15 protein-coding genes and 2 pseudogenes are annotated in these 14,908 nt (G+C 72.4%); 8 read left to right on the top strand and 9 right to left on the bottom strand.

Features of this window, described 5'->3' with window-relative positions:
* Positions 1 to 100 precede the first annotated feature (100 nt).
* Positions 101 to 829: a hypothetical protein gene (locus tag ACFY0D_RS00650; protein ID WP_390796278.1), complete on the top strand. Its 729-nt coding sequence runs from the start codon at positions 101 to 103 to the stop codon at positions 827 to 829.
* Positions 830 to 951: 122 nt separating this feature from the next.
* On the opposite strand, the gene ACFY0D_RS00645 is transcribed toward ACFY0D_RS00650, so the two are convergent.
* Positions 952 to 1,644 (bottom strand): RNA-guided endonuclease InsQ/TnpB family protein, encoded by a 693-nt coding sequence (locus ACFY0D_RS00645; protein ID WP_390796563.1) that lies wholly within the window; start codon positions 1,642 to 1,644, stop codon positions 952 to 954.
* A gap of 158 nt (positions 1,645 to 1,802) precedes the next feature.
* Here ACFY0D_RS00645 and ACFY0D_RS00640 point away from each other — a divergent pair, with 158 nt between their 5' ends.
* Positions 1,803 to 3,095, top strand: a complete 1,293-nt coding sequence (locus ACFY0D_RS00640) for a M18 family aminopeptidase (protein WP_390796277.1) — start codon at positions 1,803 to 1,805, stop codon at positions 3,093 to 3,095.
* Between the two features lie 35 nt (positions 3,096 to 3,130).
* Here ACFY0D_RS00640 and ACFY0D_RS00635 read toward each other — a convergent pair whose 3' ends face one another.
* A complete protein-coding gene (locus ACFY0D_RS00635) occupies positions 3,131 to 4,972 on the bottom strand; it encodes an NHL domain-containing thioredoxin family protein (protein ID WP_390796276.1) in 1,842 nt (613 codons plus the stop codon).
* Positions 4,973 to 5,051: 79 nt separating this feature from the next.
* Here ACFY0D_RS00635 and ACFY0D_RS00630 point away from each other — a divergent pair, with 79 nt between their 5' ends.
* The 3 genes and pseudogenes from ACFY0D_RS00630 to ACFY0D_RS00620 all read left to right on the top strand — a co-directional run bounded on the left by ACFY0D_RS00630 (position 5,052) and on the right by ACFY0D_RS00620 (position 7,055).
* A complete protein-coding gene (locus tag ACFY0D_RS00630) occupies positions 5,052 to 5,723 on the top strand; it encodes a hypothetical protein (protein WP_390796275.1) in 672 nt (223 codons plus the stop codon).
* A gap of 91 nt (positions 5,724 to 5,814) precedes the next feature.
* A pseudogene (locus ACFY0D_RS00625) lies at positions 5,815 to 6,366 on the top strand (Uma2 family endonuclease).
* Between the two features lie 23 nt (positions 6,367 to 6,389).
* The gene (locus tag ACFY0D_RS00620) at positions 6,390 to 7,055 is read left to right on the top strand and encodes an MSMEG_1061 family FMN-dependent PPOX-type flavoprotein (protein ID WP_390796274.1); all 666 of its coding nucleotides are present in this window, start codon (positions 6,390 to 6,392) and stop codon (positions 7,053 to 7,055) included.
* On the opposite strand, the gene ACFY0D_RS00615 is transcribed toward ACFY0D_RS00620, so the two are convergent.
* Both ACFY0D_RS00615 and ACFY0D_RS00610 read right to left on the bottom strand, forming a co-directional pair.
* Positions 7,046 to 7,573: a DUF4240 domain-containing protein gene (locus ACFY0D_RS00615; RefSeq protein WP_390796273.1), complete on the bottom strand. Its 528-nt coding sequence runs from the start codon at positions 7,571 to 7,573 to the stop codon at positions 7,046 to 7,048. The genes ACFY0D_RS00620 and ACFY0D_RS00615 overlap by 10 nt on opposite strands.
* 28 nt (positions 7,574 to 7,601) lie before the next feature.
* Entirely contained in the window at positions 7,602 to 8,414 is an 813-nt protein-coding gene (locus ACFY0D_RS00610; protein ID WP_390796272.1) for a hypothetical protein, read from the bottom strand.
* Between the two features lie 32 nt (positions 8,415 to 8,446).
* Between ACFY0D_RS00610 and ACFY0D_RS00605 the strand changes: the two are divergent.
* Positions 8,447 to 8,994, top strand: a pseudogene (locus ACFY0D_RS00605) (LURP-one-related/scramblase family protein).
* On the opposite strand, the gene ACFY0D_RS00600 reads toward ACFY0D_RS00605, so the two are convergent.
* Entirely contained in the window at positions 8,966 to 9,277 is a 312-nt protein-coding gene (locus ACFY0D_RS00600; RefSeq protein ID WP_390796271.1) for a hypothetical protein, read from the bottom strand. The pseudogene ACFY0D_RS00605 and the gene ACFY0D_RS00600 sit on opposite strands and share 29 nt — an antisense overlap.
* A 99-nt stretch (positions 9,278 to 9,376) precedes the next feature.
* Positions 9,377 to 10,156 (bottom strand): carbon-nitrogen family hydrolase, encoded by a 780-nt coding sequence (locus ACFY0D_RS00595; protein WP_390796270.1) that lies wholly within the window; start codon positions 10,154 to 10,156, stop codon positions 9,377 to 9,379.
* 149 nt (positions 10,157 to 10,305) lie between these two features.
* Between ACFY0D_RS00595 and ACFY0D_RS00590 the strand changes: the two genes are divergently transcribed.
* Positions 10,306 to 11,136: a maleylpyruvate isomerase family mycothiol-dependent enzyme gene (locus ACFY0D_RS00590; protein ID WP_390796269.1), complete on the top strand. Its 831-nt coding sequence runs from the start codon at positions 10,306 to 10,308 to the stop codon at positions 11,134 to 11,136.
* Positions 11,137 to 11,158: 22 nt separating this feature from the next.
* Here the strand turns inward: ACFY0D_RS00590 and ACFY0D_RS00585 are convergent, their stop codons facing one another.
* Together ACFY0D_RS00585 and ACFY0D_RS00580 are read right to left on the bottom strand one after the other, a co-directional pair.
* Positions 11,159 to 12,556 (bottom strand): nitrate/nitrite transporter, encoded by a 1,398-nt coding sequence (locus tag ACFY0D_RS00585; RefSeq protein WP_390796268.1) that lies wholly within the window; start codon positions 12,554 to 12,556, stop codon positions 11,159 to 11,161.
* 56 nt (positions 12,557 to 12,612) lie between these two features.
* On the bottom strand, positions 12,613 to 13,263 hold the full coding sequence (locus tag ACFY0D_RS00580; protein WP_390796267.1) for a GntR family transcriptional regulator: 651 nt from the start codon (positions 13,261 to 13,263) through the stop codon (positions 12,613 to 12,615).
* 145 nt (positions 13,264 to 13,408) lie between these two features.
* Here ACFY0D_RS00580 and ACFY0D_RS00575 point away from each other — a divergent pair, with 145 nt between their 5' ends.
* Positions 13,409 to 14,590 (top strand): DUF418 domain-containing protein, encoded by a 1,182-nt coding sequence (locus ACFY0D_RS00575; protein ID WP_390796266.1) that lies wholly within the window; start codon positions 13,409 to 13,411, stop codon positions 14,588 to 14,590.
* On the opposite strand, the gene ACFY0D_RS00570 is transcribed toward ACFY0D_RS00575, so the two are convergent.
* The gene (locus tag ACFY0D_RS00570) at positions 14,574 to 14,903 is read right to left on the bottom strand and encodes a protease inhibitor I42 family protein (protein WP_390796265.1); all 330 of its coding nucleotides are present in this window, start codon (positions 14,901 to 14,903) and stop codon (positions 14,574 to 14,576) included. The two genes, ACFY0D_RS00575 and ACFY0D_RS00570, sit on opposite strands and share 17 nt — an antisense overlap.
* Positions 14,904 to 14,908 lie beyond the last annotated feature (5 nt).

Raw genomic sequence — 14,908 nt, 5'->3', positions numbered from 1 at the left:
GGGCCCCCGCACAGGGGCCCGGCCGCTGCCGCGTACCCGGCCCCAGGCCCCTGTCCTGCGCCTTTCCCCGATGTCAGTCGTTCATGGGACGCTCGTACACATGAGTCCACAGGATCAGCACGGCAGCAGGGGGTACTCCGTCCCCACCGGGCGTCCGTACGCCCTCAAGGAGCTGCAGGCGAGCCTGGGCAGTCTCGGCGACCACCTGCGCGAGCTGTACGACGGCGCCCACCCCGCCGAGTACGACACCATCGCCGACGCGCTGTACGTTGCCTTCCAGACCGCCACCGGACTGGCTCCCGCCAAGAGCTACACCGGCTGCCCCGAGCACCCCAACGGCGCCCTCGACCCCGAGGCACCCGAAGGCTGGGGCCGCTGCCTCATCTGCAACGACCGGCGGCGCCTCGGAGCGCGCCGGCACGGCGGCCCGCCCGCCGCCCCCGCCGGAGAGCAGCGGCGCCTGGGCTACCCCGTACCGGACCCCCCGTACACGCTCCAGCGGCTGCGCACGTACGTGCGTACCGTCGAGGACCAGCGGTTCCACCTGAGCCTGTCCTCGCCCGCCGAGGACTTCGTCCGCATCGCCGACGACCTCCACCGCGCCTTCATCGTCGCCCGCGAGCTCTCCCGGCCGCGCAACGCCTCGGGATGCGCCGAACATCCCGGCGCGCCGATCGACCCCGACGCTCCTCCCGGCGAGGCCTGTATCTTCTGCGCCGGACGCAAAAGACGCGCGCAGCGCTCCCCGCAGACCCCGGAGATGCTCCCGCGCATCCGCCGGGGCGAGCGCAGGCAGCTGCAGCGCCGATTCGAGCGTCCGCCGGGCTGAAATCCGACGGGACCGCAGAGGCGACGGGCGCGGAACCAGATCTCCCGGCTGTCGCACGGTCCGGCCATGACGAACACGAAACCGACGCTCGTTAAGGTGAACCACTTGGCTTCCTCCCCTCCCTAGCGGGAGGGGATTCCCACACTCACGAGTGGGGATTCCTGTTGCGCCACGGACCGCCCCGACCGAGAGGAGGACTCCCGATGAGGTCTCACATCCGCTCCACAGGCAGCAGCCGCCGGCCCGGCGGCCAGAGAATTGAGCGCGGCGTTCCCGTCCCGGTCGTGAGCGGTCCCGCAGCTCGCACAGGTCCACTCGCGGACGCTCAGGGGCATCGCGTCGGCGATCGCCCCGCAAGCCGAGCACAGCGCCGCACGGGTGCGAGCCTTGATCCGGTTCTTACTGGCCGGCTCATCCGTCTTCGCCGGCCGCACCCGGCCCTCCGCGCAGCGGAACCCGCTGCGGGTGTACTCGGCGGAGGCACGCGACTTCCGCTTCGACTTGAATCGCGGGTACCGGGACCGCTTCTCCCAGAACGTCCAGAACGTCACGAACGCCGACTGCAGGTGGCGCAGCGCCTGCTGCAGCGGTACCGAGGACACCGTCGCCGGAAAGGCCGGCTCCCCGGTCTTCTTCCACGCGGTGAGCATGGCCGATGTCTGCCCGTAGCCCATCCGCTCGCCGCCCGCCTTCCAGGCTTCGGCACGGGCGGCGAGAGCCGGGTTGCAGACCTTCCGCACACAACCGAACGTCCGCGACAGTTCCACGGCCTGCGCGTCCGTCGGATAGAAACGGTACTTGAACGACCGCTTCACGGAAGGAAACCCACCGTGGAGGCTACGGTCGCTCACGATCCGAACACAAGCACAGGTCACAGCCTCACGCTGCGGCAGTTCGCCACAGCGAGGCTCCGAGCCGGAACTGCGTTTCCTCACCCGGCTGAAGCCGGGGGCTTCCACACAAGGGAAATACGATGAGCTCTCCCGCCCGCTTCGACCGCGGCCACACCGACGATCTGATGACCTTCCTGACGGCCAGTCCGTCGCCGTACCACGCCGTGGCCAACGCGGCGGAGCGGCTGGAGAAGGCAGGCTTCAGGCAGTTGTCGGAAACGGACGCCTGGGATGCGGGCACCGGGGGCAAGTTCGTGCTCCGCGGCGGTGCGCTCATCGCCTGGTTCGTCCCCGAAGGCGCGGCCGCACACACCCCGTTCCGGATCGTCGGCGCGCACACCGACTCCCCGAACCTGCGGGTCAAGCCGCTGCCGGACACGGGCTCGCAGGGCTGGCGGCAGATCGCCGTCGAGATCTACGGCGGCACCCTGCTCAACACCTGGCTGGACCGCGACCTGGGACTGGCCGGGCGGCTGACCCTGCGCGACGGCACCGAGCGCCTGGTGAACGTGGACCGCGCACTGCTGCGCGTTCCCCAACTCGCCGTGCACCTGGACCGGTCGGTGAACAGCGACGGCCTCAAGCTCGACAAGCAGCGGCACATGCAGCCGATCTGGGGGCTGGGCGATGTGCAGGAGGGCGACCTGATCTCCTTCCTGGAGGAGGAAGAGGGCCTGGACCAGGGTTCGGTGGCCGGCTGGGACCTGATGGTCCACTCCATCGAGCCGCCGTCGTACCTGGGCCGTGACCGCGAGCTGGTGGCCGGCCCGCGCATGGACAACCTGCTGTCGGTGCACGCGGGCGTCGCGGCGCTGGCCGCGGTCTCCGCCGCCGGCAAGCTCGACCACATCCCGGTGCTGGCCGCCTTCGACCACGAGGAGAACGGCTCGCAGTCCGACACGGGCGCGGACGGCCCGCTGCTGGGCAACGTGCTGGAACGTTCAGTCTTCGCCCGCGGGGGCTCGTACGAGGACCGCGCGCGGGCCTTCGCGGGCACCATCTGCCTGTCCTCGGACACCGGACACGCCGTGCACCCCAACTACGGTGAGCGGCACGACCCGACGCACCACCCGCGCGCCAACGGCGGACCGATCCTGAAGGTCAACGTCAACCAGCGGTACGCCACAGACGGCAGCGGGCGCGCCGTGTTCGCCGCCGCGTGCGAGCGGGCCGGCGTGCCGTGGCAGACCTTCGTCTCCAACAACTCGATGCCGTGCGGCACCACGATCGGCCCGATCACCGCCGCCCGCCACGGCATTCAGACCGTGGACATCGGCGTCGCGATCCTCTCGATGCACAGCGCCCGCGAACTGTGCGGCGCGGACGACCCGTTCCTGCTCGCGAACGCCCTGGTGGCCTTCCTGGAGGGCTGAGTCCCCAGGAAGGCCACCAGGAAGGCCGGTGCCGGCTACCCCTCGGCGTCCATCCCCGCGAGGACGAGGGGCAGCCGGGAGGCGCCGTCGGCGGTGACGCGGACGGGCACGCCCCAGTCCTGCTGGTGGACGTGGCAGGCCGGGTACTCGTTGGCGGGGTCGTCGTCGCAGGACGCCGCCATCGCCGAGACGTGCAGGACGCCCTCGGTGACGTCCGGGTTCAGCGCGAGCTCCCGGAACAGGTCCGTCCCGGCGCCCTCGCCGTCCGCCAGCAGCTCGGGCGGTGTCGAGGAGACGAGCAGCCGGGTGGAGGGCCCGTACCGGGTGTCGAGCTTCTGCCCGCCCGGCGCCTGGAAGACGATGTCGAGGCGGAGCGTGCCGGGCGCCACCTCGGTGGCGGCCCGCTGCGTACGGTGGGCGACCGCGTCCACCCGGACCGCCTCCTCCGGGAGGCGCAGGCGGGTCAGCCGGTGCCGGGCCGACTCGACGACCACGATGTCCTCGCCCACCAGCACGGCGTCGCTGGGCTCGCGCAGGTCGGTCGCCAGGGTCGAGACCTGGCCGGAGGCCGGGTCGTAGCGGCGCAGCGCGTGGTTGTACGTGTCGCACACCGCGACCGAGCCGTCGGGCAGGGCGGTCACGCCGAGCGGGTGCTGGAGCAGGGCCTGGGCGGCGTCGCCGTCCCGGTGCCCGAAGTCGAACAGCCCGGTGCCGACGGCCGACTTGACGACGTACCCGTCGTCTCCGGCTTCCACGTAGCGCAGGGCGCTGGTCTCGGAATCGGCGATCCACAGCCGGTCGCCGACGGCCGCGAGCCCCGAGGGCTGGGCGAACCAGGCCTCGGCGGCCGGCCCGTCGAGCAGCCCCTCGTTGGTCGTACCGGCCGCGACCTCGACCGTCCCGGCCGCCGGGTCCCAGGTCCACAGCTGGTGCACACCGGCCATGGCGATCCAGACCCGGTCCTGCCACCAGGCCACGTCCCAGGGCGAGGACAGGTCCACCTCCAGCGCCGGCCCGGAGGTCGGCGACCCCTGCCACCACTGCCGGCCCGTCCCGGCGACGGTCTCCACGTGCCCGGTGGCCGGGTCGTAGGTGCGCAGCGCGTGGTTGACGGTGTCGGCGACGACGACCCTGCCGTCGGGCAGCAGCGCGAGGCCCTGCGGCTCGCTGAAGCTGTCCCCGGCGAAGCCGCGCTCGCCGCTGCCGATGCGGCGCACGACGCTCTCGCCGTCGGCGGCCAGCTCCACGAGCTGGTGCCGGGTGGAGTCGGAGACCAGCAGGTTCCCGGACGGCAGCAGCAGCGCCTTCCCGGGGAACCGCAGGGCGCCGGCCACCGGCTCGGGCGCCACGTACGGCCCGTCGCCGCGCCGCAGGGTGCCCTTGGCCTCGTGCTCGGCCTCCAGCTCCTCGACCAGGCGGGCGAGGGCGTGCGCGTGCCCCTCACCGGCGTGCTGGGCGACGATGTACCCCTCGGGGTCGATCACGACGAGCGTGGGCCAGGCGCGTACGGCGTACTGCTTCCAGGTGGCGAGCTCGGGATCGTCCAGCACCGGGTGGTGCACCTGGTACCGCTCGACGGCATCGACGACGGCGGCGTGCTCGGCCTCGTGCACGAACTTCGGGGAGTGCACGCCGATGATCACGACGGTGTCGCGGTGCTTCTCCTCCAGCTCGCGCAGCTCGTCTAGGACGTGCAGGCAGTTGATGCAGCAGAAGGTCCAGAAATCGAGGATCGCAATGCGTCCCCGCAGGTCGGCGAGGCTCAGGTCTTTCCCGCCGGTGTTGAGCCAGCCGCCCTTGCCGATCAGCTCGGGGGCACGGACACGGGCACGGCGGGGCGCGGGCGCGGGGGTGGGCGCCGGGGCGGCATCGTTCATGCTTCAAGCTTGCCATCCGGGTATGAACATCGGATCACGCGCATACGGCAGAGCACGGCCTGCGACGGGGGAGCGACGGATGACCGAGGACGGCAGGACGGCAGGCTTCATGGCGCTGCCCGGGCGTACGGAGGACCGGCGGGAGGCGTTCGCCGGGGCGCTGGCGGACGTCGTACGGGTCCTCGGGCTCGACGTGCCCGCCGGGTCGGAGTCCGCCGGCGGACTCACCTGGGAGCACGGTGCCAGGGCGGGGTTGCGCGAGGTCTGGCGTGACGGCGTGACCCTTTCCGACGAGGCCTTCGACGCACTGCTCAGGGCGGCGGTCCACGACCCCAACCCGAGCTTCAACCGTCAGTTCGTCGAGCCGGCCCTGAACGCCTTCGGCCACCGGCGGGTCCAGGCCGCGCTGCTCGCCTACCTGCTCACCGGCACGGATCCCGAGCGGGCGGGCGCCGCGCGGGCCTGGTACTGGTCGGCCCTGGACCTTCGGATGCCGCTCGTGCGGGCGGAGCACCCGGCTCCGGCCGACGACGGCACGGACGTGGTGAACGAGTGGTACGAGGCCGCGCTGCGCGAGTTCGTGCACAACGAGCACGTGGACGTCCGGCGCTGCGTCCTCCCGCTGCTGCCGCTGCGGAAGTCCTCGTACCCGGCGGAGCTGCACGACCTGGTGGACGAGGCGGTGGCGATCGCCCGGTCCCATCCCGACGAGTACATCCGCCACCGCGTGGAAGACCAGGTCGGCGACTGACGTCCGCTGCGCGAAGTGCACCCGCGGGGGTGACGACGGGCGGCGGGACCCCGTGGGAGCCTGCTCCCAGGAAGCAAGGGAGGCGTCCGGAATGCCCACCCCGCACGACTACAGCGAAGGCGTCGATCCCGAGCGCGCTGAAGTACGCCATCCAGCACCACAGCGGGGACCGCACCGAGATCGTCGAAGGGGTCATCAGCAATGTGACACCGAGCTGGGACCACGAGAACGCGGCCGAAGAGATCCGCGATCAGATCCGACCGCGGGTCAAGGAGCTGGACTGCGTCACCGGCTCGGGCAACCTGGACCTCCCGGGCTCACCGAATTGGTACGTGCCCGACCTTGCCGTCGTTCCCAAGGCACTGGCGAAGGGGGGCAGCGCTCTCCTGCCGGACCAGGTGCTGCTCGTCGTCGAGATCACGTCCGAGTCCAACGCCGAGACCGACGTGTCGTCAAGCGCAAGCGGTACGCCGAGTACGGGGCACCGCTGTACCTGCTGGTCGACCGGGTGGAGGCGACCGTCACGCTGTTCGCACTGCCCGGGCGGCTCGGGTACACCAAGGTGGACGGGCCGCACCCCTTCGGGACGCCGGTGCGGTTGCCCGAGCCGTTCGGGATCGAGCTGGACACCAGCGGGCTGTAGCCGCGCCCGGTAGCGTGCGGGACGTGACAGTCAGCACGCCGCCGAGCGGGCGGATATTCGATGCCGTGAGCGCCACCGCCGTCCGGAGCACCGACGGGTTGCGCGAGCTCTACGAACATCCCGGCGAGATGGCCCGCCGCAAGGCCGTGGACCGGATCCACGAGGCCGCGCGGGCCGTCATCGGGCGGTCGTCGCTGGTGTTCGTCGCCAGTGCCGGGGCCGACGGGACCTGCGATGTGACGCCCCGGGGCGGGCCGCCCGGATTCGTGGCCGTGCTGGACGAGTTCACCCTCGCGCTGCCCGACGCCACCGGCAACAAGCGGCTCGACACCGCCCACAACATCGTGGAGACGGGCCGGGCCGGGCTGATCTTCGTCATCCCCGGGCGGACCACCACCCTGCGGGTGAACGGGCGGGCCTGCGTGTCCGCCGATCCGCGGTTGCTGGAGCAGCTGACCGCCGTCGGCAAGCCGCCGCGGAGCGCGATCGTGGTGGAGGTCGAGGAGGCCTACCAGCACTGTCCGAAGGCGTTCCTGCGCAGCAACGCGTGGAAGCCCGGGCAGTGGCTCGCCGAGGACGCCGTCCCGAGCTCCGCCGAGATCACCCTCTCCCACCTGGATCTCCCCGGTCTGACGATCGAGGAGATCCGGCAGCAGGAGCGCGAGTCCCTCCAGTACCGCTACGAGTAGTCGAAGAGGGCGCTCAGCCGGGGCAGTCGGGCCGATGTCTCGTCGGTGTCGTCGAAGTCGAAGTCCCAGGACGGGTCCAGGGCCGGGTAGCTGATCGTGAAGGAGTCCGCGGGCAGTTCGCGGCCGGTGGCGGCCTCGTAGGCGGTCCAGGCGATCGAGAGGGCGCCCTCGTCCTCCAGGTCCAGGCCCTCGGCCGCGGCCCCGGCCACCGCCGGGTGCGCGGCCAGGGAGTCGGGGTCGGTCAGGGCCGTCTCGAAGGTCTCCTGGCCCTGGGTGAGGAGCCAGCCGCGGAAGTAGTCGAAGCCGTCGTCCGAGCAGCCGCCGTTGATCACGTAGGCCGCGGCCCAGAGCGGCGCCCGGTAGGACTCCGCCAGCAGGTCCCACAGCACCTGCTGGGCCGCCGCTATCTCCGGCTCCGGCCGGCCCGCGAGGAGCTCGGCCGCGCGGGCGGACACCTCCTGCGGATCCGCGTCGGCGCGGGCCGTCTCGATCAGCTTCCAGAACGTCTGCTTGTCCATGGGGAAAGCCTGGCAGCCGGGTCTGACATCAGGCGGTGGTGCTGAGGAAGGTGTGGAGGGATCTTGTGAGCGCGCCGACGAAGGCGTCCTGCACCGGCGCCGGGACGAGGTCCAGGGAGAGGTACGGGTTCAGGTCCTCCAGCTCGACGAGGAGCAGTTCGCCGGACGGCGCCCGGCAGGCGTCGACGCGCTGGATGCCGTGGTCGAGGGTGTTCCAGTCGACGAAGGACCGGGCGAAGGCCAGGTCCGCCTCGGTCGGGGTGTAGAGCTCCAGCTCCCAGCGGCGGTCCGGATCGGGGGCGTACAGCGCGTACTGGAAGGCGTCGTCGACGAAGTAGAAGGACACCTCGTACGTGAAGTCGATGCGCGGCTGGATCAGCACGGCCCCGGCCGGGCCGTCCGGTGTCGCGGTGAAGGTGAGGCCGATGGAGTCGGCGCCCTGCTTCGGCTTGACCGCGTACTGCGGCACCTGCGGCAGTTCCGCCAGCCGGGCGGGGTCGTCGATCGTCGGGATGACCGGGTAGCCGGCGGCCGTCAGGTCGAGGAGGTACTGCTTGCCCGCCATGTCGGCCCGGCCGGTGAGCGGGTTGTAGACGCGGGCTCCGGCGGCGAGGGCGGCCGCGCGGAAGGAGTCGTAGGCCTCCTGGTAGTGCAGGACCGGGCCGCTGTTGCGGACGATCACCGCGTCGAAGCCGAGCGGCAGCATGGCCTCCGCGTCCGCGGGATGGCACAGGGCCAGGCCGAATTCGGCGCGCAGCCGGGACGTGAGGAATATGTCCTCGTCGCAGTAGCGGCGGCCGCGTGCGGGGTACGCCAGGTCGGTCACGTAGAGCAGGGGCATGAGGGCAACCTATCGCGGGCACTGATCGGGGCATGAAATGCCTCGTTCGGGACAAACTGCTGGCCATCGGGGACGACTACTGGATCGAGGACGAGGACGGCCGGCACGCCTTCCTCGTCGACGGGAAGGCGCTGCGCTTCCGGGACACGCTGGAGCTGAAGGATCCGGACGGGCTGATCCTGATCACGCTGCGGGAGAAGCTGTTCACCCTGCGGGACGCGATGACGCTGGAGCGCGGGGGCACCTCCCAGCGGTAGCTGGGGGAGAGCGGCGGCTCGCGGTGATCCGGCGCAAGCGGCTCTCGCTGCTGCGCAATCACTTCCGGGTGACCCTGGCCGAGGGCACGGAGCTCGACGTCAGCGGGCGGATCCTGGACCGCGAGTTCAAGGTCGAGTACGACGGGGAGCTGCTCGCGCTGGTCTCGCGGCAGTGGTACCGCGTCCGCGAGACGTACGCGGTGGACGTGGTCCGGGAGGACGCGGACGCGGCGCTGCTGATCGCGGTCGCGGTGTGTGTGATCCGGATGGTCGAGAAGGAGCGGGAGGGCGGGGTCAGTCCCGATGGTGTTCCCGGGCCGTGAGCTGTCCCTGGACGTAGGCGTCGGTCTCCGGCGCGTACGGGCCTCCGTGGTCGAACAGCAGGTCGGCGATGCGCTGCCACTCGGCGGCCTCGGCGCGGACGGCCGCGTCGGCACGCTCCAGGTCTCCGGCGGCCGCCAGCACCGCCTCCAGGGCGGCCTGCGCCTCGTGGTGGGTCATGCCGGTGGCCCGGTCCCGGACGTGCTCCCGGGCCGTGATCTCCGCGGCGGCGGGCTCGTGCGGCTCCAGGGCGGCCTCCAGCACGGCCTCTGCGTCATGCGTCACGGCGGACCCGCCTCCTCCTCGTGGACTTGGCGGCCGGCGCCGCCCGTCCCCTTCGCCTGCCCGCAAACCCCGGCGCCAACCGGGGTTTCCGGGAGGGCGTCAGCGGCCCAGCCGGCGGTCCTTCAGGGCCGGGAACTGGGAGCGGGTGTCGGCGACCTTGGCCGGGTCCAGGTCCACGGTGAGGACCTCCTCGCCGGGGCCCGCCTCCGCCAGGACCTCGCCCCAGGGGTCCACCACCAGGCTGTGCCCGGCCTGCTCCACGCCCGCGTGGGTGCCGGCCGTCCCGCAGGCCAGGACGTAGGACTGGTCCTCCACGGCGCGCGCCCGGGCCAGCAGGGTCCAGTGCGAGCGGCGGCGGGCGGGCCAGCCCGCGGCGACGACCATCGTGGTCGCCCCGGCGTCGACCAGGCCGCGGAACAGTTCCGGGAAGCGCAGGTCGTAGCAGGTGGCGATGCCGAGGGTCTGTTCCGGCAGGGTCACCGTGGTCAGGGAGTCCCCGGCCGACATCAGCACCGCCTCGCCCTGGTCGAAGCCGAAGCGGTGGATCTTCCGGTAGGTGGCGGCGAGCTCGCCCGCCGGGGAGAGGACGAGGGCGGTGTTGTAGAGGGAGCCGTCGCCCGCGCGCTCCACGACCGAGCCCGCGTGCAGCCAGACGCCGGCGTCGCGGGCCGCCTTGGACATGGCCTCGTAGGTCGGGCCGTCCAGCGGTTCGGCCTCGGTCTCGAACTGCTCGTAGGCGAACGCGCCGACCGGCCACAGCTCCGGCAGGACGACGAGATCGGAGCCCGCCTGCTCCCGTACGAGTTCGGCCACGCGGGCACGTCGGGAAGACACCGACTCGCCCTCGTTCACTGCGATTTGGATCAGCGAGGCGCGCACACTACCACCGTCCTGGCGTTCAAGCCGTCAACTCGGGCCTACGATCGTCACACGAAAGCACTGCCGGGGTGCTCACCGGCAGCGTAGTTTTGGAAACTGAGTCCACCGCTTCCGAAACGCGCCATTGAACAGCACCGCGAGGGGTCCCGTTGACCGTCCAGCCGCATCCCGCCCTCCAGCCCTATGCCGACGCCTGGACACACTCCATCGAGGCGATATCCGAGTTGGTCCTCCCGCTGACGGAGGGCGAGTGGAACCGGGCGACGCCGTGTCCCGGCTGGTCGGTCCGTGATGTCGTGTCACACATCATCGGTATCGAGTGCGAGCAGCTGGGGGACCCGCGGCCGATCCACACCGTGGCGCGGGACCTGCGGCACGTGGTGGACGAGTTCAGCCGGTACATGGAGGTGCAGGTCGACGTGCGGCGTCACCACACCGCGCCGGAGATGACCTCGGAGCTGGAGTACACGGTGATCCGGCGCTCCCGGCAGCTGCGCAACGAGAAGCGGGATCCGGCCACGATGGTCCGCGGGCCGCTCGGTGACCAGGTGACGCTGGAGCAGGCGCTGCGGCTGCGGGCGTTCGACGTGTGGATCCACGAGCAGGACCTGCGGGCGGCGCTGGGGGTACCGGGGAACTGGGACTCGCCGGGCGCGTACGTGGCGCGGGACCTCCTGCTGGCCGGGCTGCCGAAGGTGGTGGCCAAGCGGGCGGGCGCGCCGGCGAACTCGGCCGTGGTGATCGACGTGCACGGTCGGCTGGAGTTCATGCGGACGGTCCGGGTGGACGCGGACGGCCGCGGCACGGTGGACAAGTCGCCGTCGCTGGGCCCGGCGGTGACCCTGACGCTGGACTGGGAGACCTACGTCCGCCTGGCGGCCGGCCGGGTACGGGCGCACACGGTCGCGGACCGGGTGAAGGTGGAGGGAGACGTGGAGCTGGCGGACGCCATCCTCACGCAGTTCTCCGTGACCCCGTAGGGCCTGATCGGCAAGACACCCCCTACGGGGCCTCGCGCCCTGCTGTTTCCTGGAGGGGGCACGCGCGGGGCACCGGCTCCGGTTCCGGTTGCTGCACGGGGACGGTGACGCGGCCCCGGGCGGCCTCACGGGCCAGGGCGAGGGGGCGCAGGCGCAGGATGCTGATCACGCCCAGCGCTTCGAGGAAGAAGACCGTGGAGAAGGCGATGCGGTAGTTGTCGCCGGTGGCGTCCAGCAGGATGCCGACCGTCAGCAGGGTGGTCATGGACGCGATGAAACCGCCCATGTTCGTGATGCCGGAGGCGGTGCCCTGGCGCTCCGCCGGGTTGGCCGGGCGGGCGAAGTCGAAGCCGATCATCGACGCCGGCCCGCAGCTGCCGAGCACCAGGCACAGGGCGACCAGCAGCCACATCGGGGCCCGGTCGCCCGGGTACACGAGGACCGCCGCCCACAGCAGGGCGGTGAGGCCGACCGTGCCCAGGGCGAGCGGGATCCGCGCGGACTGGCGGCGGCCGACGATCTGGCCGTAGACCAGCCCGAGCGCCATGTTCGAGGCGACGACCAGCGTCAGCAGCCCGCCCGCGGTGGTCCGCGACAGCCCCTGTGCCTCGACCAGGAAGGGCATGCCCCACAGCAGCAGGAAGACCATCGCGGGGAACTGCGTGGTGAAGTGCACCCACAGGCCGAGCCGGGTGCCGGGTTCGGCCCAGGACTCCCGGATCTGGCGGCGCACGAAGCCTCCCGAAGCGCCCGGAGCGCCCGGAGCGCCTGGGGCGCCTGGGGCCCCGGCGGCGCGCGGCACGGGTCCGTACCCCTCCGGGTGGTCCCGCAGGAACAGCGTCAGCGGCACCAGGACCACCAGTCCGGCCACCGCGCTGCCCGCGAAGGCGGCGGTCCAGCCGATCTCGTGCAGGACCGGGGCGAGGACGAGGGTGGAGACGAGGTTGCCCGCCATGCCGACCAGCCCGGCCAGCTGCGCCATCAGCGGCCCGCGCCGGGCCGGGAACCACCGGGTGCCGAGCCGCAGCACCGATATGAAGGTCATCGCGTCGCCGCAGCCGAGCAGCGCCCGCGCGGCGAGCGCCATCCCGTACGAGGGCGACAGCGCGAAGGCGAGCTGGCCGACGGTGAAGAGCACCGCGCCCAGGGTCAGCACCTTCTTGGTGCCGAGCCGGTCGACCATCAGGCCCACCGGTATCTGCATGCCCGCGTAGACCAGCAGCTGGAGGAGGGAGAAAATGGCCAGCGCCGAGGCGTTGACATGGAAGCGGTCGGCGGCGTCCAGGCCGGCCACGCCCAGGCTGGTCCGGAAGATCACCGCCACGAAGTAGACGGCGACGCCGATCCCCCACACGGCGACGGCCTTCCGGCCGCCCGGCGGGTCGGCGGGGATGCCGTCCCCGGCGGGGGAGGAGCTCACCGACCCGTTCACCGGCCCGTTCGGCGACCCCTTCAGCGACCCCTTCGGCGACCCGTTCACCGGCCCGGCCCCCGCACCAGGGCCTCGACCCGGCCGATGTGACCGCGGACCGCCGCGGCCGCCGTGTCCGCGTCCCCGGCGCGCAGCGCGTCCAGGATCTCCTGGTGCTCGGCGAGCGTCCGGTCCAGCCGCTCCGGGTGGGCGTGCAGCAGGGCCACGCCCATCCGCAGCTGCCGGTCGCGGAGCTGGTCGTAGAGGCGGCACAGGATCTGGTTCCCGGCGCTGCGCACGATCTCGGCGTGGAAGCCCCGGTCGGCGGCCATCATCGCGGCGAGGTCGCCCGCGTCGGCGTGCCGGCGCTGTTCGTCGAGCAGGGCGGCGAGCCGGTCCAGCAGGCCCGGTGGGGCCGGCACGGCTCTGCGTACGGTGAACTCCTCGACCAGCAGCCGGGTTTCGAGGACGTCGGTGATCTCCTGCACGGAGACCTGCTGGACCAGCGCGCCCTTCTTCGGGTACAGCTTCAGCAGCCCCTCGGTCTCCAGCCGCAGCAGCGCCTCGCGGACGGGCGTACGGGACACCCCGACGGCCGCGGCCAGTTCGCCCTCGGTCAGGAGGGTGCCGCCTTCGTAGCGGCGGTCGAGCACCCCCTGCTTGACGTGCTGGTAGACGCGGTCGGCGGCGGTCACGGCAGTGGTGGGGGCGGACATGCGCACAGGATAGATACAACAGAGGTGCAAGCCTCGCCGGGTCCAGGATGTGGACCCGGCCCGGCCCCCGCTGCACCGAAGGATGTAGCGCGTCTTCGTCCGCCCGCAGGACGTACGGGGCCCCGCGCGCCGGGACGCTGAAGTCATGGCCGACACCCTGCTCGCCCCGGCGGCTCAGAAGACCGCCCGGCTCCCCCTCCTGGACGTCCTGCGCGGCGCCGCGATCCTCGGCACGCTCATGACCAACGTCTGGATCTTCACCTCGCCCGGCTCGGAGTGGGGAGTGCTCCAGGGCGCTCTGAAGCCGCCCGACCCGATCGCCGACCCCTCCGCCGCCCACCTCGCCGAGAGCGTCTTCCGCTTCCTCGCCGACGGCAAGTTCCTGGCCCTGCTGACGGTCCTGTTCGGAGTGGGCCTGGCCATCCAGTTCGACTCCGCCGCCCGCCGCGGCGACCCCTGGCCCGGCCGCTACCCGCGCCGCGCCGCCTTCCTCTTCGTCGAGGGCACCGTCCACTTCGTGCTCGTCTTCGCCTGGGACGTGCTCATGGGGTACGCCGTCACCGCCCTCCTCGTCGCCTGGCTGCTGGCCCGCTCCGAGAAGGTGCGCAAGGGGGCCATGTGGACGGCCGGAGCGCTGCACCTGGCGCTGATGTCCCTGCTGACCCTCGACGCGCTGAGCCGGCCCGCCGGCGCCCCGAAGAGCCCGGACCCGGCCGCCGTCGAGCTGTACGCCCACGGCGGCTATCCGGCCCAGATCGCCTTCCGCCTGGACCACTTCCTCGCGCTGCGCATCGAGCCGGTCTTCTCCTTCGGGCTGCTCGTGTTCCTCTTCCTCCTCGGCGTGCGGCTGCACCGCGCGGGCGCCTTCACCGCCACCGCCGAAGGCCGCCGCATCCGGACCCGGCTGGCCGCCTGGGGCCTGGGCCTCGGGCTGCCGCTGAACGCCGCGACCACCCTCGGCGGCTCCGACTTCTACCTCCTGGGCCGCTACGGCGCCGCGCCGCTGCTCGCCCTCGGCTACATCGGCCTGATCGGCATCGCCCTCGACCGGCGGTGGCTCCCGGCCCCGGTGAGCCTCGCCCTCGGCTCCGTCGGCCGCACCGCCCTGTCCTGCTACGTCGCCCAGAACCTGCTCTGCATGCTGCTCTGCTACGGCATCGGGCTGGGCCTCGCCGATCGGCTCGGCGGCAGCGGCCCCTGGTGGGTGATGGGCCTGTGGGCCGGCGTGAGCCTGACCCTGGCCGCCGGATCGTGGCTGTGGCTGCGCCGCTTCGGCCACGGCCCCCTGGAGGCCGTACAGCGCACGGTCCTCAGGTCCCGCCGGTGACCGCCCCCACCTCCACGTCCAGGACGAACTCGTCGTAGGGGGCCTCGTCCGGGTAGGGCGGCCGGACCTGCGCGAAGCGGATCCGGGCCCGGCCCCCGCCCGGGGGCCGGGCCCGGACCACGTAGGTCCGCTCCACCGGGGCCCCGGGCGGCGGGGCCGCCCCGGCGGCGGCGACCCCGGGAGCCTCCGCGACCGTCACCACGTCCGCGTCCCCGGTGACCTGCCAGGTCCACACGTACCCGCGCGCGCCGCGCCCGGTGAGCCGCAGCTCGTACGACTCGTCCGGGCCCAGCACGATGCTCCGTACCTCCACGCCCG

Origin of the sequence: Streptomyces sp. NPDC001502, assembly GCF_042894785.1 — a bacterium.
Taxonomy (GTDB): domain Bacteria; phylum Actinomycetota; class Actinomycetes; order Streptomycetales; family Streptomycetaceae; genus Streptomyces; species Streptomyces kutzneri.
Note: the sequence above shows the minus strand (reverse complement) of the source record. Positions and strands in the feature narration are given on the sequence as shown.

Excerpts from the sequence above, each read along its gene's own strand:
- ACFY0D_RS00580 (WP_390796267.1), bottom strand. The coding sequence starts at position 13,263 with ATGTCCGCCCCCACCACTGCCGTGACCGCCGCCGACCGCGTCTACCAG.
- ACFY0D_RS00640 (WP_390796277.1), top strand. The coding sequence starts at position 1,803 with ATGAGCTCTCCCGCCCGCTTCGACCGCGGCCACACCGACGATCTGATG.
- ACFY0D_RS00635 (WP_390796276.1), bottom strand. The coding sequence starts at position 4,972 with ATGAACGATGCCGCCCCGGCGCCCACCCCCGCGCCCGCGCCCCGCCGT.
- ACFY0D_RS00575 (WP_390796266.1), top strand. The coding sequence starts at position 13,409 with ATGGCCGACACCCTGCTCGCCCCGGCGGCTCAGAAGACCGCCCGGCTC.
- ACFY0D_RS00650 (WP_390796278.1), top strand. The coding sequence starts at position 101 with ATGAGTCCACAGGATCAGCACGGCAGCAGGGGGTACTCCGTCCCCACC.
- ACFY0D_RS00615 (WP_390796273.1), bottom strand. The coding sequence starts at position 7,573 with ATGGACAAGCAGACGTTCTGGAAGCTGATCGAGACGGCCCGCGCCGAC.
- ACFY0D_RS00630 (WP_390796275.1), top strand. The coding sequence starts at position 5,052 with ATGACCGAGGACGGCAGGACGGCAGGCTTCATGGCGCTGCCCGGGCGT.
- ACFY0D_RS00610 (WP_390796272.1), bottom strand. The coding sequence starts at position 8,414 with ATGCCCCTGCTCTACGTGACCGACCTGGCGTACCCCGCACGCGGCCGC.